This window comes from Ensifer sp. LC163, from assembly GCF_001695855.1.
Taxonomy (GTDB): domain Bacteria; phylum Pseudomonadota; class Alphaproteobacteria; order Rhizobiales; family Rhizobiaceae; genus Ensifer.
The window spans coordinates 39,171-62,636 of record NZ_MBSS01000011.1 but is presented as its reverse complement, the minus strand read 5'-3'; the positions used below and the strand labels follow the sequence as shown (position 1 = coordinate 62,636).

Here is a 23,466-nt window from a genome sequence, read left to right as displayed (position 1 = left end):
TATTATGCATCGAGGCAAGTGTCGGACGGACGAAGCGCGCCGCGGCCACGGTGGCAACAGGGGAGAAACGTCATGATTTTCGTGCGAGAGGCGAAGACAAGCGCCCGCCGGCAGGCTAGATCGGCGGGCGACGAAAGCTGATCGGATCGGCGGCTCGTCGCCCGTGCAACCCCAACCGCCCGGATCCTGGCAATGGCAAAGCAAAACACCGTCTTCAAGGATGCCTATAACCGCTGCCTGAAAGTGCTGGCTGAGACATCCTCCCTGCCCTCCGAGCCGGAGCTGGGTCAAGTGCTTGGCGTCAGCCGGACGACGGTGCGCGCCATTCTCGGCCGCTTCGAAGAGGCGAAGCTGATCACCTGGGACAAACGCAAGAAGATCGTACTGCGTCAGCCGCAGCCGGAGGATTATTTCCCGACGGAAGAAACGGATTCGCTCGCTGAGATCATCGAGCGCAGCTTCATGCGCCGGATTCTGGCCGGCGGAGCCGAGCCGGGCATGCAGATCAACGAACTGGAACTGGCGCGCGAGATCGGCACCGGCACCACAAGCGTGCGGGAGTTTTTGATCCGCTTCAGCCGGTTCGGGCTCATTGAGAAGCGACCGAACAGCCACTGGATCCTCAAAGGTTTCACCCGTGAGTTTGCGCTGGAGCTGACCGAGGTCCGCGAGATGTTCGAGCTTCGCTCGGCCGCAAGCTTCGTTGCGCTGCCGGACAGCCATTCGGCCTGGCAGGAGCTGAACAAGATCGAGGCGCTGCACCGCGAGATCCTCGCCGACATCGACAACCGCTACCAGGAATTCTCCGAGCTCGACGAGCGCTTCCACCTCTTGGTGCACAAGTCGTCGAGCAATCGTTTCATCGTCGATTTCTACGACGTCATCTCGATCGTGTTCCACTACCACTACCAATGGAACAAGACCAACGCGCGGCAGCGAAACGCGCGCGCGCTGGAAGAGCATCTTGCCTATATCGAAGCGCTCAGGTCACACGATCCCAAACGCGCCGAGGAAGCCTGCCGACGACATCTGCGCTCGGCACGCGAGACCTTGCTGCAATCCATTCCATAGCCAGCTAACTGGACCGCGACATGAAGACACCGTTTGTGCAGTTTGGAACGAGCCGCTTTCTTCAGGCGCACGCCGATCTCTTCATCAGCGAGGCGCTGGACCGGCAGGCGGCCCCCGGGCAAATCACCGTGGTTCAGACGACAGGCTCGACCGAGCGGGTAGGACGTCTGGCGGCATTGACGCAGCCCGGCGGCTATCCGGTGGCGATCCGCGGGCTTTGCGACGGCAGGCCGGTGGACAGGGTCGAGCGGGTCACCAGCGTCGCCCGCGCGCTGTCGACGAGTGACAACTGGGATGCTGTTTGCAACATCGTGGCGGACGAGGCCGAGTTCCTGATCTCGAATACCGGCGATACCGGCTACGACATCTCCGGAGACGACCTGTCGGTGCGGGTGCCGTTGTCGTTTCCCGGTAAACTTCTGCTGCTTCTGAAAGCCCGTTTCGATGCCGGCGGCAAACCGCTTACCATCCTTCCCTGTGAACTGGTGTCGCGCAATGGCGACGTGCTCAAAGCCATCGTGCTGGAGCTCGCGGGGGAGCGGCTGGGCGAGCGGCAATTTTCAAATTGGCTGGCAAACGAGATCGTCTGGGCCAATACGCTGGTCGACCGGATCGTCTCGGAACCGATCGAGCCGGCCGGCGCCGTGGCGGAGCCCTACGCGCTATGGGCGATCGAGAGACAACCGGGGCTGAAAACGCCTTGCGAGCATGAATGCGTGCTGATGGTCGACGACCTGACGCCCTACGAAAAATTGAAACTCCATATCCTCAATCTCGGCCACACGGTGCTCGCAGACATCTGGCTCAGGCAGGCGCGCGACCCCGGCGAAACGGTCCGGCAGATCCTTAGCGATACGGAGATTGCCGGGCGACTCGAAGATATCTACGGCCAAGAAGTCGTGCCTGCCTTCGCCGCCAACGGTCTCGGACAACAGGCGAGCGCCTATGTCGCGACGACGCTCGACCGTTTCCGAAATCCGTTCCTTGACCATCGGCTCAGCGATATCGCCAATCATCACGCCGAGAAGATCGTGCGGCGCATTGCCGACTTCCGCCGCTGGAGCCCTGATGTCGCCATGCCGATGTTGAGCGAAATCCTCGATCAGTAGCCGGATTCCTGCTTGCTGGCGTTTTGGCTTTTCTCGCCCAAAAACTCCTGACGCAGAGCCTGTGTTGCCCGGACGAGAGAGGTGACGTCGGTACCAACAGCCATGAAATCGGCGCCGAGATCGCGATAGTCGCGTGCCTGCGCGAGATCGAGCGTCATGATTCCGCACGCCTTTCCGGCCTTCTTAATGCGCGCGAAGGCGTCGATGACCGCCGCCCGCACCTCCGGACGCCCCGGGCTGCCGAGATAACCCATATCCGCGGCCAGATCCGATGGGCCGATAAACAGACCGTCGACGCCTTCAAGGGCGGCAATCTCGTCGATCGCCGCCAGGCCCGCACGGCTCTCGATCTGCAACAGGAGGCAGATCTGGTCGTTAGCGGTGTGGAGATAGTCGGCGATCCGGCCGAATTGCGATGCGCGCGCCAGTGCCGCGCCGACACCGCGGATGCCGTGCGGCGGGTAGCGGGTTGCGCGAACCAGCTCTTTCGCCTGCTCGACGCTTTCAACCATCGGGATGAGCAGCGTCTGCACGCCGACATCGAGGATCTGCTTGATCAGCGCGGTCTCGCCGACGGGGAGGCGGACGATCGGGTGGCTGGCCGATGCCGCCACCGCCCGAAACTGGGCCGACAACAACGGCAGGTCGTTGGGCGCATGCTCGCCGTCGATCAACAGCCAGTCATAACCGCTGCCGGAGACCACCTCGGCCGCGTAGGGGCTCGCCAGCGCGACCCACAGACCGAGCTGAAAGCGCTGCTCGCGAAGGGCGGTCTTGAAGGGGTTGGTCGGTGCCGGCATCGCGTCATCTCCTCTTTTCACGACTGCAACCTCTGTACCGGCAAACGAAAAAACCGGCCAGAGATTTCCGGCCGGTTTCGCGATCAGATTGCATCAACGTACAAATGCGTCAGGCAATGCCACCGAGGCAGACATATTTGATCTCGGTGAATTCCTCGATGCCGTATCTGGAGCCTTCGCGACCGAGACCCGAGAGCTTGACGCCGCCGAACGGCGCTTCCGCCGTGGAGATCAGCCCCGTGTTGACCCCGACCATGCCGTATTCCAGCGCCTCGGCCACGCGAAACACCCGCGCCAGGGCCTTGGCATAGAAATAGGAGGCCAGCCCGAACTCGGTGTCGTTGGCCTGCTCGATGACATCGGCCTCATCCTTGAAGCGGAACAGCGGTGCGACCGGGCCGAAGGTTTCCTCGCGGGCCACTGACATCGCCTGGGTGACATCGGCCAAAACCGTCGCCTCGAAGAAGGTGCCGCCGAGCGCATGGCGTTTGCCGCCCTGGATCACGCGAGCCCCCTTGGCAGTGGCGTCGGCGATATGCTCTTCCACCTTCGCCAGCGCTGCCGTGTCGATCAGCGGGCCGAGGATGACGCCCTGGTCGAGACCATTGCCGATCTTCAGCTTGGCCACGGCCGCCGCCAGCTTGTCGGAGAAGGCGTCATAGACCTTGTCCTGCACGTAGATGCGGTTGGCGCAGACGCAGGTCTGGCCGTTGTTGCGGAACTTGGCGATCAGGGCGCCTTCGACCGCCGCATCGAGATCGGCATCGTCGAAGACGATGAAGGGGGCATTGCCGCCGAGTTCCAGGCCGAGCTTCTTGATCGTACCCGCACTCTGGCGATAGAGCTCGGCACCGACCTCCGTCGAGCCGGTAAAGGTCAGCTTGCGCACCACCGGGTTGGCGGTCATCTCGGCGCCGATCTCGCGGGCCGAGCCGGTGATGACGCTGAACAGGCCCTTGGGCAGGCCGGCACGTTCGGCAAGAATGGCGATGGCAATTGCCGAGAACGGCGTCTGTGCCGCCGGCTTCAGCACCATGGCGCAGCCGGCGGCAAAGGCCGGACCGGCCTTGCGGGTGATCATCGCATTGGGGAAGTTCCAGGGCGTGATCGCGGCGACGACGCCGATCGGCTGCTTCATCACCATGATGCGCTTATCCGGCTGGTGGCCGGGGATCAGGTCGCCATAGATGCGGCGGCCCTCTTCGGCGAACCATTCGACGAAGCTGGCGCCATAGACGATTTCGCCGGTCGCCTCGGCAAGCGGCTTGCCCTGTTCGAGCGTGAGGATGCGGCCGAGATCGTCCTTGTTCTCGATCATCAGCTCGAACCAGCGGCGAAGCACGCCGGCGCGGTCCTTGGCGGTGCGGGCAGCCCAACCCTTCTGCGCCAGACGCGCCGCTTCGATCGCAGCCTTCGTCTCCTTACCTCCAAGCTTCGGCACGCGCCCGACGAGTTCGCCCGTTGCCGGGTTCGTCACATCGATCGCATTGGCGGCATCCGCTTCGATCCATTCACCACCAATCAAGGCAGCCTGGCGAAACAATGATGGGTCTTTAAACGACATGATCCGTCCTCTCTCGAAATCTACAGAACTTATACAACTTTTTTCCTGAAAACAGCAATGACCCGCGCATCCATTTCTGCATTTTCTGCAGACCGGCTCGGGCACCGGGCGCGCTCGCATTTCCGTGCTTTCAATCCGGTTTCGTCGGCACCCGTCCTCATGTAGCGTCCGAAACGAATCGAACCATAGCGAGCCGGCGCAGCTCGTCGCGGATTTCACGACATTGTAGAAAAGAGGCATGTCCATGACGGCGACCGACAACAGAAAAGCCGACCATCCAATCGACGCAATCTTCCTGGAGCGCTGGTCGCCCCGCGCCTTCACCAACGAGGAGATAGCAGAGCGCGATCTGCTTTCCTTCTTCGAAGCGGCCCGGTGGGCGCCGTCTGCAAGCAACCGCCAGCCGTGGCGGTTCGTCTATGCCCGTCGCGGCACCGAACACTTTCCAGTGCTGCTCGATATCCTCGACGAAAGCAACCAGCGCTGGGCGAAGGACGCCGCCGCGTTGACGATCGTCATCTCGAGAACCCACAACCAAGCACAGAACGGCGAAATGCGCCCAGCCTATACCCACGCCTTCGACACCGGCTCAGCCTGGTATAGCCTTGCTTTGCAGGCATCGCTCGCAGGCTGGCATACCCATGGCATGGCGGGCATCGATCGCGACAAGGCGATGCGCTCCCTCAACGTTCCCGAATATCACCGGGTCGAAGCTGCGGTCGCGATCGGTCGGCGAGCCGACCCTTCGATACTTCCTGATGACCTGCGCGCGCGCGAAGTACCAAGCCAGCGCAAGCCGGTCAGCGAATTCGCGTTCGAAGGACAATTCCAGGGCGAATAAACGGAAAATCCCGGTGCCTTGCGGCACCGGGATTCCAGATTTCGATGATATCCGAAAAGATCAGATGTCGAGGTTGGCGACGCTCAGCGCGTTTTCCTGGATGAAGTCGCGGCGCGGCTCGACCTCGTCGCCCATCAGGCGCGAGAACAATCCGTCGGCATCCGTCGCATCGCTCACCCGAACCTGCAGCAGCGAGCGCACGTTCGGATCGAGCGTCGTTTCCCACAGCTGCTCGGCATTCATCTCGCCAAGACCCTTGTAGCGCTGCATCGACAGACCCTTGCGGCCTGCCGCGAAGATCGCATCCAGAAGGGGGCGCGGGCCGCTGATGTCCTGCGTGCCATCGCGGCGGCGAAGCACCGGAGGCGCGGAGTAGACCTCCTTGAGCTTCGATGTCAGCTGGTCGATATGGCGGGCGTCGGACGAGCCGATCAGCGCCATGTCAAGGATGGCGACTTCCTTGACGCCACGAACCATGCGTTCAAGCTTGAGACCGCCTTCGGCCGTCACCGTCCCGGTCCAGCCGCGTTCGGTCTCTTCGGCAATCACATCGAGCCTGCGGGCCACTTCGATCGCGACCTGTTCATATTGTTCGCGCTGGCCGTTCAGTTCGACGTTCAAGGCGCCGGCTATCGCTGCCTGCTCGACAATCGAGCGATTGTAGCGCGAATGTAGGCCATCCATCAGGTTACGCACGCGCAACGCATCGTTGATGACTTCGCGCAGGTCCTGGCCGGCGCGAACCTCGCCGGAGGCAAGCTCCAGCGTCGCTTCCTCGAGACCCATGGAGATCAGGTAGTCTTCCAGTGCCTGCTCGTTCTTCAGATACTGGGCGGACTTGCCGCGCGTCACCTTATAGAGCGGCGGCTGGGCAATATAGAGATGGCCACGCTCGATCAGTTCCGGCATCTGCCGGAAGAAGAAAGTGAGCAGCAGGGTACGGATGTGAGCGCCGTCGACGTCGGCGTCCGTCATGATGATGATCTTGTGGTAGCGCAGCTTGTCGGCGTTGAACTCGTCCTTGCCGATCGATGTGCCGAGCGCCGTGATCAGCGTGCCGATTTCCTGGCTCGAAAGCATCTTGTCGAAACGCGCGCGTTCGACGTTCAGGATCTTGCCGCGCAGCGGCAGGATCGCCTGGTTTTCGCGCGAGCGTCCCTGCTTGGCCGAGCCGCCTGCCGAATCGCCCTCCACCAGGAAGACTTCGGACTTTGCCGGATCGCGTTCGGAGCAGTCCGCCAGCTTGCCCGGCAGCGAGGAGATGTCGAGCGCACCCTTGCGGCGCGTCAGCTCGCGCGCCTTGCGTGCCGCCTCGCGTGCGGCCGCCGCCTCGACGACCTTGCCGACAAGGATCTTGGCGTCGGAGGGATGCTCCTCCAGCCAGGTGCTCAAGGCTTCGTTGACGAGGCTTTCGACAACCGGACGGACTTCCGAGGAAACCAGCTTGTCCTTGGTCTGCGAAGAAAACTTCGGGTCCGGCACCTTGACGGAGAGAACGGCGGTCAGGCCTTCGCGGCAGTCGTCGCCGGTCAGGGTCACCTTTTCCTTCTTGGTGATGCCTGATGTTTCGCCATAGGACGTGATCTGCCGGGTCAGCGCGCCGCGGAAACCGGCCATGTGCGTGCCGCCATCGCGCTGCGGGATGTTGTTGGTGAAGCAGAGCACGTTCTCGTGGTAGCTGTCGTTCCACCACATCGCGACTTCGACGGTGATGCCGTCCTTTTCGCCGCGGATCGAAACCGGCTTCTGCACCAACGGCTTCTTGGCCCGGTCGAGATAGGCAACGAAGGCTTCGAGGCCGCCGTCATACATCATCTCGTCCTGACGCACGTCCGAATGGCGCTTGTCGGTGAGGACGATGCGCACGCCGGAATTCAGGAAGGCGAGTTCGCGCAGGCGGTGTTCGAGCGTGTTGTAGTCGAAGTCCGTCTTGGTGAAGGTGTCCGTGCTCGGCAGGAACGTTACCTCGGTGCCGGTATCGGTGCCGGCTTCGCCGATCACCTTCAGCGGACCGTCAGCCACGCCGTGGGTGAAGCTCATTTCGTGGACCTTGCCGGCCCGGCGGATCTTCAATCGCAGCATGACGGAAAGCGCGTTGACCACCGAAACGCCAACGCCGTGCAGACCGCCCGAAACCTTGTAGGAATTCTGGTCGAACTTACCGCCGGCGTGGAGCTGCGTCATGATGACCTCAGCCGCCGAGACGCCTTCTTCCTTGTGGATGTCGGTCGGGATGCCGCGGCCGTTGTCGGTTACCGTGACCGAACCATCGGCATTCAGCGTCACCGTGACGATATCGGCGTGGCCCGCCAGGGCCTCGTCGATCGCGTTATCGACCACTTCATACACCATGTGATGCAGACCGGAGCCGTCGTCGGTATCGCCGATATACATGCCCGGCCGCTTGCGTACGGCATCCAGGCCCTTCAACACCTTGATGGAGTCGGCACCATATTCGGCGGCGGCGCCGGTATCGGTTTCAGGAATATCGGTCATTCGGCTTCGGGTCTTTCCAGGTTCTTCGGACGTGGTGATTCGTTGCGAATCACGTCTCGGACGCCTCGCGGACTATAGAAAATTTGTCCACGGTTCCAAATCCCGGACCGCGCGCAGCGGCCGGAAAACAGCTGTTCATCCCCTGTCATTAGCAGGAAATGTGGCTTTTTCCAAAACATCTTCCAGGGCGCGGATGGTCTCAACGGACAAATCGCGGATTTGTCCGCTCAAGCGGTTGGCGAAGGCCGTGTGTTCCGGCGCAAGCCCGGACGTATCCAGCACGACTTTCGGCGCCGAGACATGGGCGATCTGGAACAATTCCTCGGCCTCGTCCCAGATGACGTTGAAATAGCCGGCCACCCTTTGCAGAAAATCGAAACTCGGCGCGCCGCGCTTTCCATGTTCAAGCGCCGAGAGATAGGCGGCCGACACGCCGATCGCTGCAGCCATCTGTTTCTGCGACACGCCCTTCTTGCGCCGCAACTCGCGCACCGCCGCGCCAAAAGGGGTCACGTCGCGCTCCCCTTGCTGCGCGCTAGGCGGACATAAAGCGCGCCATCGCCGCCGTGATTGCGCGCTGCGGGCTCGTAGCTTGAGATCAATGGCCGGAACTCCGGCAGCGAGAACCAGAGCGGCACGGCGCGCTTCAATGCGCCTTCGCTGCCGATCGACGTTCCCTTGCCGGTGATAACAAGAACGTGGCGCAGCCCGCGCTCATGCGCTCTGAGAAGAAAATGCAGAAGGAAGCCGTGTGCTTCACTCTGGATCATGCCGTGCAGGTCGATCCGCGCCTCCAGCGCCAGGTGCCCCTTCGACAGCTTGCGCTTGACGGGTTTTTCAAGCGGATAGTGGTGCCGGCCGTTCGAGGTCTTGCTGAGGGCAATTCCCTGCTGTTCGTCGGTACCACTGGCCGACGTGGCGGCTTGCGTCTTTTGCGGCTCATCCTTGGGCTCGGCTGGAACATCCTCGCCGAGAAATTCCCTGAGATCATCGAGGCGGCCGGGCATTGGCCTGGTCGTGCGCGCAACCTTTCCCCATAGAATCCGCTCTTCCGCCGAAAGCTTCTTGCCCCTAGCCATTGCCGTATCTTGCCGCAGCCGCGCGAGGAACGAAGATGTAGAAATCGGCTTCGTTGCGAACCGCACCCGCAAGCTCGCCGGCCGTGTCGCCGGATCCGGTGAAGATGTCGCCACGGGCCGGGCCGACGATGGCCGACCCCGTGTCGAGCGCCAGCATCAGGCGTCGAAACGGCCGCCCGGCATCAAGCCGCGTCAGGCTCTCGCTCGAGATAAAAAAAGGCACGCCGAAGGTATGGATCAGCCGATCGACGGCTAGCGACCGGCCCGGCTCCAGAGAAACCTTGGCGGCAGCGACCGGCCCGAGCCGTTCGTCCTCGACTTCCGCCTCGCGGAAGAAGATGAAGGAGCGATTGTGCCAAAGGACCTCGTCGACCTCATCCGGATTGGCCGCGAGCCAGTCCCGGATGCTCATCATCGAGACGGTCGAGGCATCGATCTCGCCGCGATCGATCAGCAGCTTTCCGATCGGGGAAAAATAGTGGCCGGTCTTGGCGGCATAGGTGATACGCCGGCGCGAACCATCGGGATAGACGAGCCGGGCAGCGCCCTGGACGTGGACGAAGAACACGTCAACCTTCGATCTGGCATAGGCGATCTCCAGACCCCGCCCCGCCAGAAAGCCCTGCTCGATCGCGCGGCGGTCCGGATACTCGCCGACCACGCCATCATGCAGCCGACCAAAGGCAAAATAGGGATCCATATCTGTCGGCCGGTTGGTGTCGTCGACATCGACGAGATCGATCGGGCGCCGGTAGATCGGGTATCGGAAGATGTCGTCCGGTTTCGCCTGGACTTCGATCTCGGGTTCATAGAACGCCGTCACGAAACCGGTTTTGCCAGTTTCGGGCCGGATTCTGAAGGCGACGAATTGTTGCTCGAAAAACGCACGCGCCGCAGTTGCGTCGGCGACGTCTGCTCTTGCAGCCGAAAGCGCCGGCATCAAGTCATTGACCGAAATGCCAAGCGAGCCGGTGCGATAAGGTTTTGCGGTCGAGACATGGTGATGACAGCGGCGCAGCGCTTCAATCACCGCGGTCGGATCGTCGTCCTGCCACCCCGGCAAGTCTGAGAAGGTGACAGGCTCAAGTCGAAGCGTCATGGTCGCCCCTTCCGATCAGTTTTCGGATTCGGTAGCGATCAGCTTCCAGTTCGGATCACGCGAGCGAATGTCGCGCGAGAAAGTCCAGAGATCGTTGACTTCGGCCACCGACTCTGCGTCTCCATCGATGATGGCGCCCTGCTTGTCGTAGGTCGCCGAGATCAACTGGCTGACGATCCGGACTGTGATGTTCTCTTCGCTGTCCTTGACTTCGGCGTGCACGATATCGGCCTTCTCGATGCCGACGAAGGTGGATTTCACCACTTCGCCCTTGCGTTCGCGCTCGGCAATCGCGGCATCGAAGCCTTCGTAGACTTCCCGCGACAGCAGGTTCTTCAACGTCTTGCGGTCGCCGTCGGCGAAAGCCATGACGATCATCTCGTAGGCCATCTTCGCCCCGTTGACGAACTCCTTCGGGTCGAAGCCTGCGTCGGCGTCGGTCAGCGAGCGGAGCTGATCGTTGAGCGGCGTCCCGGCCTTTGCGAAGTCGTCGATCGCTGCATAGCGGGCCGCATCGTCCTCGGCATTGTCGCGGCGAGGCAGCTGGACGACCTTGCCATTGTCGGCCTTTTCAGGCCCCTGGCTCATGTCCCTCGGAGAATAGGGATCAAACGGCGGCCGTTCGCTGCCGGTCCGGCGACCGAGAACGCTGCGCAACTGCAGGAAGATGACCACTGCGGCGATCAAGAAAAAAAACGTGATGAAGTCGAAAGAGCCCATTTCCACCCGAAACCGCTGTTAGAATTTCTCGTAGCTATTCCATATAGTCCGCAAGGATAGATCATTCAAACCGCGTTGTCGCACCCTTAGATCGGAGGTGACGATGCGACGACCCTTTCAGGCACCGCCAATGCGTTCAATGTTAATTCCCCTGGTCATTCTTGGACTGCCCCTTGCCGAGATTGCCGGCTTCGTCATCGTCGGCCGCGAGATCGGGCTGGCCATGACGCTGCTGCTCGTTCTGTTGAGCGCGATTGCCGGGGTCGTGCTGCTTCGCCTTCAGGGTTTCGCCGTCATCAGGCGCGTGCAGGAAGCAACGCGCAGCGGCAGTGATCCTGGCCGCGAGGTCCTCGGCGGCGCCTTGATGTTCGTCGCAGCCCTTTTGTTGATGGTGCCCGGCTTCATCAGCGACATCTTTGGTCTGCTTCTGTTTGTGCCGCCTGTCAGGCACGCCGTGGCCGGCTATTTGAGATCGAGAATGACTGTTGTGACGGCCGCGTCGAGCCAGTCCTGGCGCGGACCAGGCCAAACGCCGCAGGAGCGCGCCCAACCGCGCGTCATCGACCTTGGCGAAGGCGAGTTCTCGAGGACCGATGACGACGAACCCAACCCGTCCGAAGAGCGCCGTCGGCAATAGCAAGGGCCTGTGGCGCAGGGTTGTAAGCCCTATGACGAAATGCTAGATGGCCTCACCGAATTGAAGTCGAGGAAACCCTTATGACGACTGATACCGCATCCAACGGCAACGGCAGCGCGCAGCAGAGCCCGTCGCTCAACATCCTCGCCCAGTATGTCAAGGATCTCTCCTTCGAGAACCCGGGCGCACCGCGTTCGCTGCAGGCGCGTGACAATGCCCCGTCGATCAACATCAACGTCAACGTCAACGCGAACCCGCTCGCAGAGTCCGATTTTGACGTCGTGCTCTCGCTGAACGCGGAAGCCAAAGACGGCGAACGCGTCCTGTTCAACGTCGAGCTCTCCTATGGTGGCGTTTTCCGTGTTGCCGGCTTCCCGCAGGAACACATGCTGCCGCTGCTCTTCATCGAGTGCCCGCGCCTGCTGTTCCCGTTCGCTCGCCAGATCGTTGCCGACGCGACCCGCAACGGCGGTTTCCCGCCGCTGATGATCGACCCGATCGATTTCGCTCAGATGTTCGCCCAACGCATGGCCGAAGAAAAGGTCCGCGCTCAGGTGGCAAACACCAGCGAGACCGCCAACTGATTTCTGTTCAGACTGGATCGCATTCAGGAAAAAGCCCGGTCGAGCCGGGCTTTTTTCATTTCTGCAGATCGTATTTGGCCCAGATCGCCTTGGCCCCCATCTTGGCGACCAGAGCGGCATGAGCCGCCTCATCCGCTTCCGACAAGCGGTTCGGCAACGGCCGCGGGCGCTGCGCGATGGCGATCGGCGCATCGTCGTGTTCAACGGTTTGTCCCGCGACCTTGTTGCTCGACACCAGACCCAAGGCAGCCTGACGACCGCCGAGCATCTCGATATAGACTTCGGCAAGAAGTTCGGAGTCGAGCAGTGCGCCGTGCTTGGCGCGATGGGAATTGTCGATGCCGTAGCGACGGCAGAGCGCGTCGAGCGAATTCGGGCCCATCGGGTGCTTGCGGCGGGCAAGAGCAAGCGTATCCGTCACCCGTTCGCCGGCAATGGCCGGAAGTCCGATGCGGCCGAACTCCGCATTGATGAAGCCCATGTCGAAGGTGGCATTGTGCGCCACCCAGCGGGCATCGCCGAAGAAGTCGAGAATCTGCTGGGCCACATCGGCAAAGGCCGGCTTGTCCTTCAGGAACTCGTCGGTGATGCCGTGAATGGCAAGCGCATCCGGATGAACCTTGCGATTGCCGGGATTGATGAAGATATGCAGCGTGCGACCGGTCGGAAACTGGTTTTCCAGTTCGACGCCGCCGATCTCGATCACCCGGTCCTCGCGATTGTCGAGGCCGGTCGTTTCCGTATCGAAAATGATCTCACGCATCGGGCGCTCCATTTTGGGTGAGATCGTCGACGATCGCCCTCACCTGTTGGCGTGTGTTATCGAAGCTGTCGCTGGTATCGACGATGTAGTCGGCGCGTTCACGCTTCTGACTGTCCGGCACCTGACGCGCCAGGATCATGGCAAATTTCTCTTCGGTCATGCCGGGGCGTTTCATCGCCCGTTCTCTTTGAATGTCGGGTGCGCAGCTAACGACCACCACCCGATCGACACGCGCCTCGGCGCCCGTTTCAAACAGCAACGGAATATCGAGCACGACGAAGGCCGCGTTGGCCGCGGCATTCTTGTCGAGGAACTCGCGCTCTTTCCGGCCAACGAGCGGATGCACGATGCTTTCGAGCTCGCGCAGCCTTTCGGGTGCTGCCAGCAACTGCCGGGACAGTTCGGCCCGATCGATCGCCCCTTCCCTGACAGTCCCCGGGAATGCGGCCTCAACAGGCGCGACGGCTTCGCCGCGATAAAGCGCGTGCACCACTTCATCGGCATCGTTGACCGGCACGCCGAACTCGCGGAACATCTGCGCGGTCGTCGACTTGCCCATGGCGATCGATCCGGTCAGGCCGACAATCATCATGCGTGCGATCCCATGTCATCGATGACGAGTTGTCGAAGTGTGGCGTCGACGACGGGCCGGAGACCGAACCAGAGCTCGAAACCGGGTACGGCCTGGTGCAGCAACATGCCGAGACCGTCGACAATGGTAAAACCCTGCTCCTCCGCCTGGCGAAGCAAAGGTGTCTTCAACGGGACGTAGACGATGTCGGTCACCACGGCATCCCGAGCCATGACGGTGAAATCGATCTGCGGCGCGTCCTGGCCATCCATGCCGAGAGACGTGGTGTTGATGAAGAGGCCGGCGCCCGTCATCACTTCGCTCAGTGCCTCCATCGGATGCGCTTGCACGGCCGATCCAAAACGGTCGGCCAATTCCTCAGCCCTTGCCACCGTGCGGTTGACGACATGGATCGTCTTGATGCCCCGGTCACGCACGGCCTGGATGACGGCGCGGCTGGCGCCGCCGGCGCCGAGCACGACCGCAGTCGAACATTGGTTCCAGCCGGCTGCGCGCTCGTCAAGATTGGCGACGAACCCTCGGCCATCGGTGTTCGTGGCGTGAACGTCGCCGGCTTCGATCCAAAGCGTATTGGCAGCGCCGAGTTCCAGACAGAGATCATCCGGGCGGTCCGCCAGCCGATGGGCAACTTCCTTGTGCGGGATGGTGACGTTGCCGCCGCAAAAGCCTGAAGTGCCTTGTTTCAACTCGGCGACGAAGGCGGAAAAGTCTTCCGGCTTTACCTCGTGCGCGCGGTAGCTGCCCTCTATCCCGAGCTGTTTCAGCCAATAGCCGTGGATCAACGGCGACCTGGAATGCTTGATCGGATAGCCGGTGACGAAGGCGTGGTTAACAAATGTTTCACGTGAATCACGCATCGATCGTTCCCAATTCCCGAAGTTTTGCGAGCAGCGGCAGCATCGGAAGGCCGAGGATGGTGAAATAGTCACCCTCGATCTTTTCGAACAGCTGGATGCCCTCGCCCTCCAGCTGGTAGGCGCCGACGCTGGACAAGGCCTTGCTCCCGACGCGCTGCAGATGGCGATCGACAAATTCCGCTGTCAGCGTACGCACCGACATATGTGCCGACGAGACGTGGCGCCAGAGGATCTCATCGCCGCGCGCGAGAACGATCGCGCTGTTCAGGCGATGGGTCTTGCCGGCGAGCGACAAGAGATGTTGTCCGGCTTCCGCCATGTCCTTCGGCTTGTGATAGACCCGCTGTCCCAGGGACATGGTCTGGTCGGAGCCGATCACCAGGGCCTCGGGAAAGTACCTGGCGACATCTCTTGCCTTGGCTTCGGCAAGCCTCACCGCCACGTCTTCAGGAGCGGCACCTTCTTCTTCGAGCGGCTTTTCAAGCGCGCGCTCGTCGATCTCGGCGGCGCGCGCCGTAAACACCAACCCGGCATTTTCCAGAAGCGCACGACGGAACGGGCTTGCTGAAGCCAGGACGAGTGAAGGTGTCATCATCGAAGTTCCCGAATTGTTCGGATTCGCTCTATCGCAGCCGCGGGCGCAGGGCAACAATTGCGGCGGCGGTTTCCTCGATCGAGCGGCGGGTGACGTCGATGATCGGCCAGTTGTTGCGCGCGCAGAGCGCGCGGGCATATTTCAGCTCCTCGGCGATCGCCGCCCTATCCGTATATTGATCACCGTGAAAGCCTTGGGTGGTGCCGAGCACCCGATGCTGGCGGACCTGGGAAATGCGATCGGCAGTCGCAATCAGGCCGACGACCAAAGGCTTGGTTGCCTTCATCAGCCGGTCGGGCAGCGGCACGCCGGGGACGATCGGAATATTGGCCGTCTTGATGCCTCGGTTGGCGAGATAGATCGATGTCGGCGTCTTCGATGTACGGCTGATGCCGATCAACACCACATCGGCGTCATCAAAATCGGCCGGCAGCTGACCGTCGTCATGGTCCATGGTGAAATTCAACGCGTCGATGCGGGCGAAATAGTCGGCGTCCATCACGTGCTGCGCGCCGGAGCGGCGTCGCGACGGCGAACCGAGATAGGACTGGAACAGTTCGATGATCGGATCGAGAACCGAGACGCACGGCACGCCCATCTCGCGGCAGCGCTGGTCGATGATGTCGGCCAGTTCGCGATCGACGATCGTGTAAAGGACGATGCCGGGGGCTCCATCGATGGCGTCGAGAACCTGCAGCAGCTGCCGGCGATTCCTGATCAGCGGATAGACATGTTCAAGCGCATGCGACGCCTGGAATTGCGCCGCCGCCGCACGCCCCGCCGCGATCAAGGTCTCTCCCGTCGAATCGGAGATCAGATGCAGGTGGAAGTAGTTTTTCTTGTTCTCCACGCAATTCTCCGGGTGCTGTTGATAAACCGGGATAAAAATGGCTGACGGCGCCGCGGCGCGCCAGGCAACGGGAAAACCGCCGACTTATTCACAATTGGCGCAACGCCGAAGAAAGCTTCGCGGAGCATGTGGACAAGACTCACGGCGATGACAAAGTGTCACGTGTTTCGACTCGTTGTCCACAGCAATTCGCTTTCTTCCGGAGCTGGCAATCCTCTGATTTAAATTGAAATTTTGCACTTATCCACGGAATGCGGCCAAGGGCGCCGCTTTGCCTCCCGCCCGGATCGATCCGATCGGGCAGCCGTGGATGAACTGTGGCGATCTTTTAATCCTTGATACCCACCGACTCTAAGAAATAGAAAGAGTCTAAATATCTTTGATTTTATATTGGGAGAGACCATCTGTGGCCGAGACACGAAGGAAAGTTCTGGAGGTTTTGGATGGGAAGACGGTCAGTCCGCCTCCCGTCTGGCTGATGCGCCAGGCCGGCCGGTACCTTCCGGAATATCGAGCGACGCGGGCCGCCGCCGGGAGCTTCCTCGATCTCTGCTACACGCCCGATCTTGCCGTCGAAGTGACGCTGCAACCGATCCGTCGCTATGCTTTTGACGCAGCTATTCTGTTTTCCGATATCCTGGTGATCCCGGACGCGCTGAAGCGCAACGTTCGTTTCGAGGAAGGCCATGGGCCGAGAATGGATCCGATCGACGTCGACGGCATCAATGCTCTGAAGGCGGACGGTATCTCCAATCATCTGAAACCGGTCTTCGAGACGGTGTCGCGTTTGCGGGGAGAGCTTCCGACGGAAACGACGCTACTCGGGTTTTGCGGTGCGCCCTGGACGGTCGCCACCTACATGATCGCCGGCCAGGGAACACCGGACCAGGCCCCTGCCCGACTGTTCGCCTACAAAAACCCGGAAGCCTTCGAACGGCTTTTGACGTTTCTTGCCGATGTGTCGGCCGACTATCTGGTCGAGCAGATCGATGCGGGCGCCGACGCCGTGCAGATTTTCGACTCCTGGGCTGGTGTTCTCGGCGAAGAGGAATTCGAACGATTTGCGGTCAGGCCCGTCGCCCGAATGATCGCATCGGTGCGGGCGCGACGGCCGCAGGCGAAGATCATCGCGTTTGCCAAGGGCGTAGGGCTTCTCCTGAAGCATTATCGCCAGAAAACGGGTGCGGACGCCATCGGCCTCGATTGGACCGTGCCGCTGTCCTTCGCGGTCGATTTGCAGAAGGACGGGCCGGTGCAGGGCAATCTCGACCCGATGCGGGTCGTCTCCGGTGGTGTCGCCCTGGAACAAGGTATCGATCGTATTCTTGATGCGCTCGGCAACGGGCCGCTGATCTTCAACCTCGGACACGGGATCACGCCGCAGGCCGATCCGGCGAACGTCTCGGCGCTGGTCGCACGGGTTCGCGGAGCACGCTGATGGGTGAACGCCAGACGGATAGTGGGCCGGGTAACCGGGCGCGGCTCAGAGCGATGATTGCGCTTGGCGGTTTTGCCGCACTGCTCGTCGGGCTTTTCGTCTGGCAGCCGGAGAGCCTCTATCTCTGGATCAAGGCGCTTCACGTGATCGCGGTGATGTCGTGGATGGCGGCGCTGCTCTACATGCCGCGGCTGTTCATCTACCACACCGACGCGGCTCCGGGCTCTGAACAGTCCGAAACCTTCAAGATGATGGAACAGCGTTTGCTGAAGGTCATCATGAACCCGGCAATGATGATTTCCTGGGTGCTCGGGCTTTATCTCGCCTGGAGCGTTTATGGCTTCCAGGGCGGCTGGCTTCACGCCAAGCTCCTGTTCGTTGTGCTGCTGACGGTGGTGCACGTGCGCTTCAGTCGGGCGGTGCGGGCGTTCCAGCGGGATGAAAATCGCCGCACCGCGCGCTACTGGCGGCTGATGAACGAGGCACCGACGCTGCTGATGATCCTCATCGTCATCATGGTGGTGGTGAAGCCGTTTTGAACTTTATCGATTGCGATTTGTAATAGTTGTCGCTAATTTTCGACAGCCCCTTGCGGCGTTTCACGTGAATCGCTATTTTCTGCCATCTCCTCTTCATGGCTTGTGACAAAGACCAGAGCCTGCCCCTTCCTGCCGCAGCTCCCTTCAGAAAACACGCCGTCTCTCCATTCCCATACGAAACATGGATCCTTCATGGCTGAAATGAAGCTACAAGAACTTAAGAACAAGACGCCGACCGATCTCCTGGCCTTTGCCGAAGAGCTCGAGGTGGAAAACGCGAGCACCATGCGCAAGCAGGAGTTGATGTTCGCAATCCTCAAGATGCTCGCCGCCCAGGATATCGAAATCATCGGTGAAGGCGTCGTCGAGGTTCTGCAGGACGGATTCGGCTTTCTGCGCTCTGCCAATGCCAACTACCTGCCCGGTCCGGACGATATCTACATCTCGCCCTCCCAGATCCGCCGCTTCTCGCTGAAGACCGGCGACACGGTCGAGGGACCGATCCGCGGGCCGAAGGAAGGAGAACGCTACTTCGCGCTTCTCAAGGTCAACACCATCAATTTCGACGATCCGGAAAAGATCCGTCACAAGGTTCACTTCGACAACCTGACGCCGCTCTATCCGAACGAGCGCTTCAAGATGGAACTCGAGGTCCCGACGTCGAAGGACCTTTCTGCCCGCGTGATCGACCTGGTCGCTCCGCTCGGCAAGGGCCAGCGTGGTCTGATCGTTGCTCCGCCGCGCACCGGTAAGACGGTTCTGCTGCAGAACATCGCCCACTCGATTACCGCAAACCACCCGGAATGCTACTTGATCGTTCTGTTGATCGACGAACGGCCGGAAGAAGTTACCGACATGCAGCGCTCGGTGAAGGGCGAAGTGGTTTCCTCCACCTTCGACGAGCCGGCGACGCGCCACGTCCAGGTCGCCGAAATGGTGATCGAAAAGGCGAAGCGCCTGGTCGAACACGGCCGCGACGTCGTCATCCTGCTCGACTCCATCACCCGTCTCGGTCGCGCCTACAACACCGTTGTGCCGTCATCCGGCAAGGTTCTGACCGGTGGTGTCGACGCCAACGCCCTGCAGAGGCCAAAGCGCTTCTTCGGTGCCGCCCGTAACATCGAAGAAGGCGGTTCCTTGACCATCATCGCCACGGCGCTGATCGATACCGGCAGCCGCATGGACGAAGTCATCTTCGAAGAGTTCAAGGGTACCGGCAACTCCGAAATCGTGCTCGACCGCAAGGTCGCCGACAAGCGCATCTTCCCGGCGATGGACATTCTCAAGTCCGGTACGCGTAAGGAAGACCTGCTCGTTCCGCGCCAGGATCTCCAGAAGATCTTCGTCCTTCGCCGGATTCTGGCGCCGATGGGCACCACGGATGCGATCGAGTTCCTGATCGACAAGCTGAAGCAGACGAAGAACAACGGCGACTTCTTCGACTCGATGAACACCTGATACGGCCGAATTCCGATGTCGTAATTGAGACCGGGCAAGTTTTCTTGCCCGGTCTCTTTGTTTCTCGACGCGCGACTATTTTGGCTTTTTCAAGCCGAATTATTTAGCCGGAGTCATATGCGATAGACCCGGTCGGATCGCCATTCGATTCGCTATCGCAATGATTTTTGGGCATTTGAAGTCCAAGCCGGACGAGCCAGTGCGGTGATTCACGTGAAACACGGGCGGCGACCTACGGCCCAGGCTTGATCTTTTCCCGACTATTCGTCATAAGCTCCCAACCGTTCGACACCTCTGGACTGCCGGAGACGCTGACCACCGCGTTTCATCCTGTAATCCAAATGAGGAGCGACAAACCCGCTTGAACCTTGTTCCGGGCGCGTAGAGCGGACAACCTCATTGGATCTCAGGTGAAACGATGCCATCGGCGGATACTATATATGCGCTATCCAGCGGGGCATTGCCGGCGGGCGTGGCGGTAATTCGCATCAGCGGATCAGAAACTACCGCTGTTCTCGCCGCATTGTGCGGCGCTGTTCCCGAACAACGCATCGCGTCGTTGAAACCGATTCGTTCCCGCAACGGTTTCACGATTGACAGCGGCCTGGTCATTTACTTCCGCGGCCCTGCCTCGTTTACCGGCGAAGACTGCGCTGAACTGCAGGTCCATGGTGGTCGCGCCGTCGTTCAAACACTGTTGGGCGAGCTGTCAGGCTTCGACGGCTTGCGCCATGCTGAGGCCGGGGAGTTTTCACGGCGGGCGTTTCAGAACGGCAAGATGGATCTCGTCGAGATAGAGGGGCTGTCGGACCTGATCGTCGCCGAGACGGAGATGCAGCGTCGTCTGGCGCGGGAGCATTCGGCCGGCGGCCAGTCAAAGGTCTACGACGATTGGGCCAAACGTCTGACGCACGCCCGTGCGATGATCGAGGCGGAGCTCGATTTCGCCGATGAGGACGACGTTCCCGGCTCGGTCAGCGATCGGATCTGGAAAGACATGGAACTGCTGCGCCAGGAGATCGACGCGCATATCGCGCAGGCGCCGATTGGTGAGATCATTCGGGATGGTCTCAAGATCGTCATCGCCGGTGAGCCCAACGCCGGCAAGTCCAGCCTGCTCAATGCTCTGGCAAAGCGTGATATCGCGATCGTGACGGAGATCGCTGGCACCACCCGCGATGTCCTATCCGTTGACCTTTCATTAGCCGGATTCTCCGTCAAGTTGTTCGATACTGCCGGCCTGCGGCAGACCGACGAAACGGTGGAACGCGAAGGCATACGCCGCGCGCGCGACGTGATCGCCAGCGCCGACCTGGTGCTGCTTCTCTCCGAAAGCAGGGCGGGCTTTAACACCCTGGATGACCTTGGTCTGATGGACGTGCCGGTCTTGAGGGTTGCAACCAAGACGGACCGTGCCGATTGCGATGCCAATGCTGGCGCTGACGTCTCTATTTCGACAAAGACCGGCGCCGGCATGGATCAGCTCTTGAACGCGATATCGGGTTATCTCCCTGATTTATCTGGCGTTACTGCGCTTTCTATTCCCTCGAGGCGCAGACATGTGGATTGTTTGCGCCAAGCGACTGCCGCGCTCTCGGAAAGTCTGAGTCGAAATCAGAACGGGCTGGACATACAAGCTGAGCTGCTTCGCGTCGCGGGCGATGCCATCGGGCGGATCACCGGACGCGTGGATGTTGAAAACCTGCTGGATGTGATATTTTCCGAATTCTGTATCGGTAAATGATGTTCGACTAAAACAATACAACGCTAGCGAGTCATGCGAAGCGTTTCACGTGAAACGATTCGAAGCCGGAATGCGTTGTGATCGGAGATAGAGAAATGGTCCATTTTGACGTTATCGTCATTGGTGGAGGTCATGCCGGCTGCGAAGCTGCGGCCGCCTCGGCGCGCCTCGGTGCGCGAACCGCTCTGATCACCCACAAGGCGTCGACGATTGGCGTGATGTCCTGCAACCCGGCCATTGGTGGTCTTGGCAAAGGCCATCTCGTCCGCGAAATCGATGCGCTTGACGGCCTGATGGGACGCATCGCCGACGCGGCCGGTATCCAATTTCGCCTGCTCAATCGGCGCAAGGGGCCGGCTGTCCGTGGTCCGCGCACACAGGCGGACCGGAAGCTCTATCGTGAAGCCATGCAGCGCGAGATTGCGACGGTTGAAAACCTCACCGTCATTGAAGGCGATGCTTTCGATCTGATCGAGCAGGACGGCAAGATCGCCGGCGTGGTGATGAAGGACGGTAGGTCCTTTGGCGCAACCGCGGTGGTGCTCACAACCGGAACCTTCCTGAAAGGATTGATCCATATCGGCGACCAGAAGATACCGGCTGGCCGTGTCGGCGAAGAACCATCGCTCGGTCTCTCCGCGACGCTGGCGCGCTACGGTCTTCGCTTGGGCCGGCTGAAGACCGGGACGCCGGCGCGGCTGGACGGCAAGACGATCGACTGGGATCGCGTCGGCCGCCAGGGACCGGACGAAGAGCCCGTGCCCTTCTCCTTCATGACCGACCGGATCGTCAACCGGCAGATCGACTGCGGTGTGACGCGAACAACCGAAGCCACCCACAAGATCATTACCGATAACATCGGCAAGTCGGCAATGTATTCCGGCCAGATCGAGGGTGTTGGCCCACGCTATTGCCCTTCGATCGAAGACAAGATCGTTCGCTTCGGTGAGCGGGATGGCCACCAGATCTTCCTCGAGCCGGAAGGCTTGGATGACGACACCGTCTATCCCAACGGCATCTCGACGTCCTTGCCAGCGGAGGTCCAGGACGCTTTCATCCGGACCATTCCCGGTCTGGAGGACGTGCTGATCCTGCAGCCGGGCTACGCGATCGAGTATGACCATGTCGATCCGCGGGAGCTTGATGCAACGCTGGCGGTGCGTAAGATGCCCGGGCTGTTCCTTGCTGGCCAGATCAATGGCACGACCGGTTACGAGGAGGCCGCGGCGCAGGGCCTGGTCGCCGGGTTGAATGCGGCGAAGGCTGCGACCGGACGTGAGGCTGTTATTTTCAGCCGTACTGAATCCTATATTGGTGTGATGGTCGATGATTTGACCTCGCGGGGCATCACCGAGCCCTATCGCATGTTTACGTCGCGCGCCGAATATCGATTGTCTCTTCGTGCCGACAATGCCGACATCCGGCTGACGCCGAAGGCAATCGAAATTGGCTGTGTCACCGAGGCGCGGCAGACGCGTTTTGCCGAATGGAAGGGGCAGTTTGACAACGGTCGTGCACTGCTGAAGCAACTGTCCGTGACGCCGGCAGAGGGCAACCGGCATGGCCTCAAGCTGAACCAGGATGGCCAGCGGCGAACCGCGTTTGAAATCCTATCCTATCCTGAACAGACGATCGGGGCATTGGTGTCGCTGTGGCCGGAGCTGAGCGATATTCCGCCTGCAGTGGTCGAGGCGCTCGAAATCGATGCCGTCTATGCCGTTTACATGGACCGTCAGGCGTCGGACATTGCCGGCATACGCCGCGAAGAGACGATGGCCATTCCGGCCGATTTTGACTTTTCGGCACTGGCCGGTCTATCGAACGAGTTGAAGCAGAAGTTGACGCTGCAGGCGCCGAGAAACCTGGCGCAGGCATTGAAGGTAGATGGGATGACGCCGGCTGCGGCCGCGTTGATCCTGGCTTGGTTGAAACGAATGAACCGCTCTGTCGAGCGGGAAGAAAAGGTGCGTGCGCAATGAAAACGAGTCCTTTCGCTGGCTTGAACGGACTGCGTGTTTCACGTGAAACGAATGAACGGCTTGAGCACTTCGCTGCACTGTTTCAGAAATGGGCGAAGTCTATCAATCTTATCGCCCCCTCCACGCTCGAAGATCTGTGGCGTCGCCATATCGTCGATAGCCTGCAACTGGCGCAACTGGCTCCGGGTCCAAAGACCTGGGTTGATCTCGGCAGCGGCGGTGGGTTTCCCGGCGTGATTACCGCCATCTATCTCCAGGAATTTTCCGACGGCTGGGTGCATCTGATCGAGAGTAACAACAAGAAGGCCGCCTTTCTGCGTGTAGCGCTGACGGAAACCGGCGCGCGCGGATCGGTTCATCCGATTCGAATCGAGGATGCGAGCTCCGTTGCGCCGAAATGTGACGCCATTTCCGCTCGCGCGCTGGCTGATCTGAGCCTGTTGCTCGACTATTCGTCACCGTGGATGATGGCAGAAGGTGGCAAAACCGTCGCCTACTTCCATAAAGGGCGGGATTACCAGCGCGAGATCGACAAAGCCGTTGGCCGCTATGAGTTTGATCTGGTAAAACATCCGAGCATTGTCGAGCCAGATTCTGTTGTGCTCGAGATCGCAAATCTTTCGCGAAGAACTCAGTGATTGGCGAGCGGAA

General features: G+C 60.8%; 22 protein-coding genes and 2 pseudogenes. 11 read left to right on the top strand and 13 right to left on the bottom strand.

Annotation, left to right across the window (positions count from 1 at the left end; translation table 11 throughout):
* Window positions 1-192: 192 nt before the first annotated feature.
* Together BC360_RS09590 and BC360_RS09585 are read left to right on the top strand one after the other, a co-directional pair.
* Window positions 193-1,071, top strand: a complete 879-nt coding sequence (locus BC360_RS09590; protein ID WP_065781591.1) for a GntR family transcriptional regulator — start codon at window positions 193-195, stop codon at window positions 1,069-1,071.
* 20 nt (window positions 1,072-1,091) lie between these two features.
* Window positions 1,092-2,180: a D-mannonate oxidoreductase gene (locus tag BC360_RS09585; protein WP_065795067.1), complete on the top strand. Its 1,089-nt coding sequence runs from the start codon at window positions 1,092-1,094 to the stop codon at window positions 2,178-2,180.
* Here the strand turns inward: BC360_RS09585 and hpaI are convergent.
* Both hpaI and gabD read right to left on the bottom strand, forming a co-directional pair.
* Window positions 2,174-2,980 (bottom strand): 4-hydroxy-2-oxoheptanedioate aldolase, encoded by an 807-nt coding sequence (gene hpaI, locus BC360_RS09580; protein WP_065795066.1) that lies wholly within the window; start codon window positions 2,978-2,980, stop codon window positions 2,174-2,176. The two genes, BC360_RS09585 and hpaI, sit on opposite strands and share 7 nt — an antisense overlap.
* A gap of 109 nt (window positions 2,981-3,089) precedes the next feature.
* Window positions 3,090-4,544, bottom strand: coding sequence for an NADP-dependent succinate-semialdehyde dehydrogenase (gene gabD / locus BC360_RS09575; protein ID WP_065795065.1), 1,455 nt, complete (start codon window positions 4,542-4,544; stop codon window positions 3,090-3,092).
* Window positions 4,545-4,788: 244 nt separating this feature from the next.
* On the opposite strand from gabD, the gene BC360_RS09570 reads away from it, so the two are divergent.
* A complete protein-coding gene (locus tag BC360_RS09570; RefSeq protein WP_065795101.1) occupies window positions 4,789-5,385 on the top strand; it encodes a nitroreductase family protein in 597 nt (198 codons plus the stop codon).
* Between the two features lie 60 nt (window positions 5,386-5,445).
* On the opposite strand, the gene gyrB is transcribed toward BC360_RS09570, so the two are convergent.
* From gyrB to BC360_RS09545, 6 genes and pseudogenes are all read right to left on the bottom strand, one after another.
* Complete coding sequence (gyrB, locus tag BC360_RS09565; protein ID WP_065795064.1) at window positions 5,446-7,881, bottom strand: DNA topoisomerase (ATP-hydrolyzing) subunit B; 2,436 nt, start codon at window positions 7,879-7,881, stop codon at window positions 5,446-5,448.
* Between the two features lie 135 nt (window positions 7,882-8,016).
* A complete protein-coding gene (locus BC360_RS09560; RefSeq protein ID WP_065795063.1) occupies window positions 8,017-8,394 on the bottom strand; it encodes a helix-turn-helix domain-containing protein in 378 nt (125 codons plus the stop codon).
* Window positions 8,391-8,738: pseudogene (locus BC360_RS33125) on the bottom strand (Smr/MutS family protein); the annotation flags it as partial. The pseudogene BC360_RS33125 and the gene BC360_RS09560, both read right to left, overlap by 4 nt.
* A gap of 110 nt (window positions 8,739-8,848) precedes the next feature.
* A pseudogene (locus BC360_RS33120) lies at window positions 8,849-8,960 on the bottom strand (DNA mismatch repair protein MutS); the annotation flags it as partial.
* Complete coding sequence (locus tag BC360_RS09550) at window positions 8,953-10,059, bottom strand: murein transglycosylase A (protein WP_065795061.1); 1,107 nt, start codon at window positions 10,057-10,059, stop codon at window positions 8,953-8,955. The pseudogene BC360_RS33120 and the gene BC360_RS09550, both read right to left, overlap by 8 nt.
* A 15-nt stretch (window positions 10,060-10,074) precedes the next feature.
* Entirely contained in the window at window positions 10,075-10,779 is a 705-nt protein-coding gene (locus tag BC360_RS09545) for a Tim44/TimA family putative adaptor protein (RefSeq protein ID WP_065795060.1), read from the bottom strand.
* 130 nt (window positions 10,780-10,909) lie between these two features.
* On the opposite strand from BC360_RS09545, the gene BC360_RS09540 reads away from it, so the two are divergent.
* On the top strand, window positions 10,910-11,416 hold the full coding sequence (locus BC360_RS09540) for an FxsA family protein (protein ID WP_065781583.1): 507 nt from the start codon (window positions 10,910-10,912) through the stop codon (window positions 11,414-11,416).
* A gap of 80 nt (window positions 11,417-11,496) precedes the next feature.
* Window positions 11,497-12,000 (top strand): protein-export chaperone SecB, encoded by a 504-nt coding sequence (gene secB, locus BC360_RS09535; RefSeq protein ID WP_065781582.1) that lies wholly within the window; start codon window positions 11,497-11,499, stop codon window positions 11,998-12,000.
* A 55-nt stretch (window positions 12,001-12,055) separates the two neighbouring features.
* On the opposite strand, the gene dnaQ is transcribed toward secB, so the two are convergent.
* The 5 genes from dnaQ to BC360_RS09510 are packed head-to-tail and all read right to left on the bottom strand — an operon-like array spanning window position 12,056 to window position 15,657.
* Window positions 12,056-12,763 carry a DNA polymerase III subunit epsilon gene (gene dnaQ, locus BC360_RS09530; RefSeq protein WP_065795100.1) on the bottom strand — a complete coding sequence of 236 codons (708 nt, stop codon included), beginning with the start codon at window positions 12,761-12,763 and terminating at the stop codon, window positions 12,056-12,058.
* The gene (coaE, locus tag BC360_RS09525) at window positions 12,756-13,355 is read right to left on the bottom strand and encodes a dephospho-CoA kinase (RefSeq protein ID WP_065781581.1); all 600 of its coding nucleotides are present in this window, start codon (window positions 13,353-13,355) and stop codon (window positions 12,756-12,758) included. Before coaE ends, dnaQ begins: the two co-directional genes overlap by 8 nt.
* The gene (locus tag BC360_RS09520) at window positions 13,352-14,212 is read right to left on the bottom strand and encodes a shikimate dehydrogenase (RefSeq protein ID WP_065795059.1); all 861 of its coding nucleotides are present in this window, start codon (window positions 14,210-14,212) and stop codon (window positions 13,352-13,354) included. The genes coaE and BC360_RS09520 overlap by 4 nt, the downstream gene beginning before the upstream one ends.
* A complete protein-coding gene (locus tag BC360_RS09515; protein ID WP_065781644.1) occupies window positions 14,205-14,804 on the bottom strand; it encodes a Maf-like protein in 600 nt (199 codons plus the stop codon). The genes BC360_RS09520 and BC360_RS09515 overlap by 8 nt, the downstream gene beginning before the upstream one ends.
* 31 nt (window positions 14,805-14,835) lie before the next feature.
* Window positions 14,836-15,657, bottom strand: coding sequence for a pyruvate, water dikinase regulatory protein (locus BC360_RS09510; RefSeq protein ID WP_065781579.1), 822 nt, complete (start codon window positions 15,655-15,657; stop codon window positions 14,836-14,838).
* A gap of 406 nt (window positions 15,658-16,063) precedes the next feature.
* Here BC360_RS09510 and hemE point away from each other — a divergent pair, with 406 nt between their 5' ends.
* From hemE to rsmG, 6 genes are all read left to right on the top strand, one after another.
* Complete coding sequence (gene hemE, locus BC360_RS09505) at window positions 16,064-17,095, top strand: uroporphyrinogen decarboxylase (RefSeq protein WP_065795058.1); 1,032 nt, start codon at window positions 16,064-16,066, stop codon at window positions 17,093-17,095.
* Complete coding sequence (hemJ, locus tag BC360_RS09500; RefSeq protein ID WP_139109977.1) at window positions 17,092-17,634, top strand: protoporphyrinogen oxidase HemJ; 543 nt, start codon at window positions 17,092-17,094, stop codon at window positions 17,632-17,634. Before hemE ends, hemJ begins: the two co-directional genes overlap by 4 nt.
* 192 nt (window positions 17,635-17,826) lie before the next feature.
* Window positions 17,827-19,092, top strand: coding sequence for a transcription termination factor Rho (gene rho, locus BC360_RS09495; RefSeq protein ID WP_093233478.1), 1,266 nt, complete (start codon window positions 17,827-17,829; stop codon window positions 19,090-19,092).
* 418 nt (window positions 19,093-19,510) lie between these two features.
* The gene (gene mnmE / locus BC360_RS09490; RefSeq protein WP_065795056.1) at window positions 19,511-20,836 is read left to right on the top strand and encodes a tRNA uridine-5-carboxymethylaminomethyl(34) synthesis GTPase MnmE; all 1,326 of its coding nucleotides are present in this window, start codon (window positions 19,511-19,513) and stop codon (window positions 20,834-20,836) included.
* Window positions 20,837-20,931: 95 nt separating this feature from the next.
* Window positions 20,932-22,815, top strand: a complete 1,884-nt coding sequence (gene mnmG, locus BC360_RS09485) for a tRNA uridine-5-carboxymethylaminomethyl(34) synthesis enzyme MnmG (RefSeq protein ID WP_065795055.1) — start codon at window positions 20,932-20,934, stop codon at window positions 22,813-22,815.
* Window positions 22,812-23,453: a 16S rRNA (guanine(527)-N(7))-methyltransferase RsmG gene (gene rsmG, locus BC360_RS09480; RefSeq protein WP_065795054.1), complete on the top strand. Its 642-nt coding sequence runs from the start codon at window positions 22,812-22,814 to the stop codon at window positions 23,451-23,453. The genes mnmG and rsmG overlap by 4 nt, the downstream gene beginning before the upstream one ends.
* Window positions 23,454-23,466 lie beyond the last annotated feature (13 nt).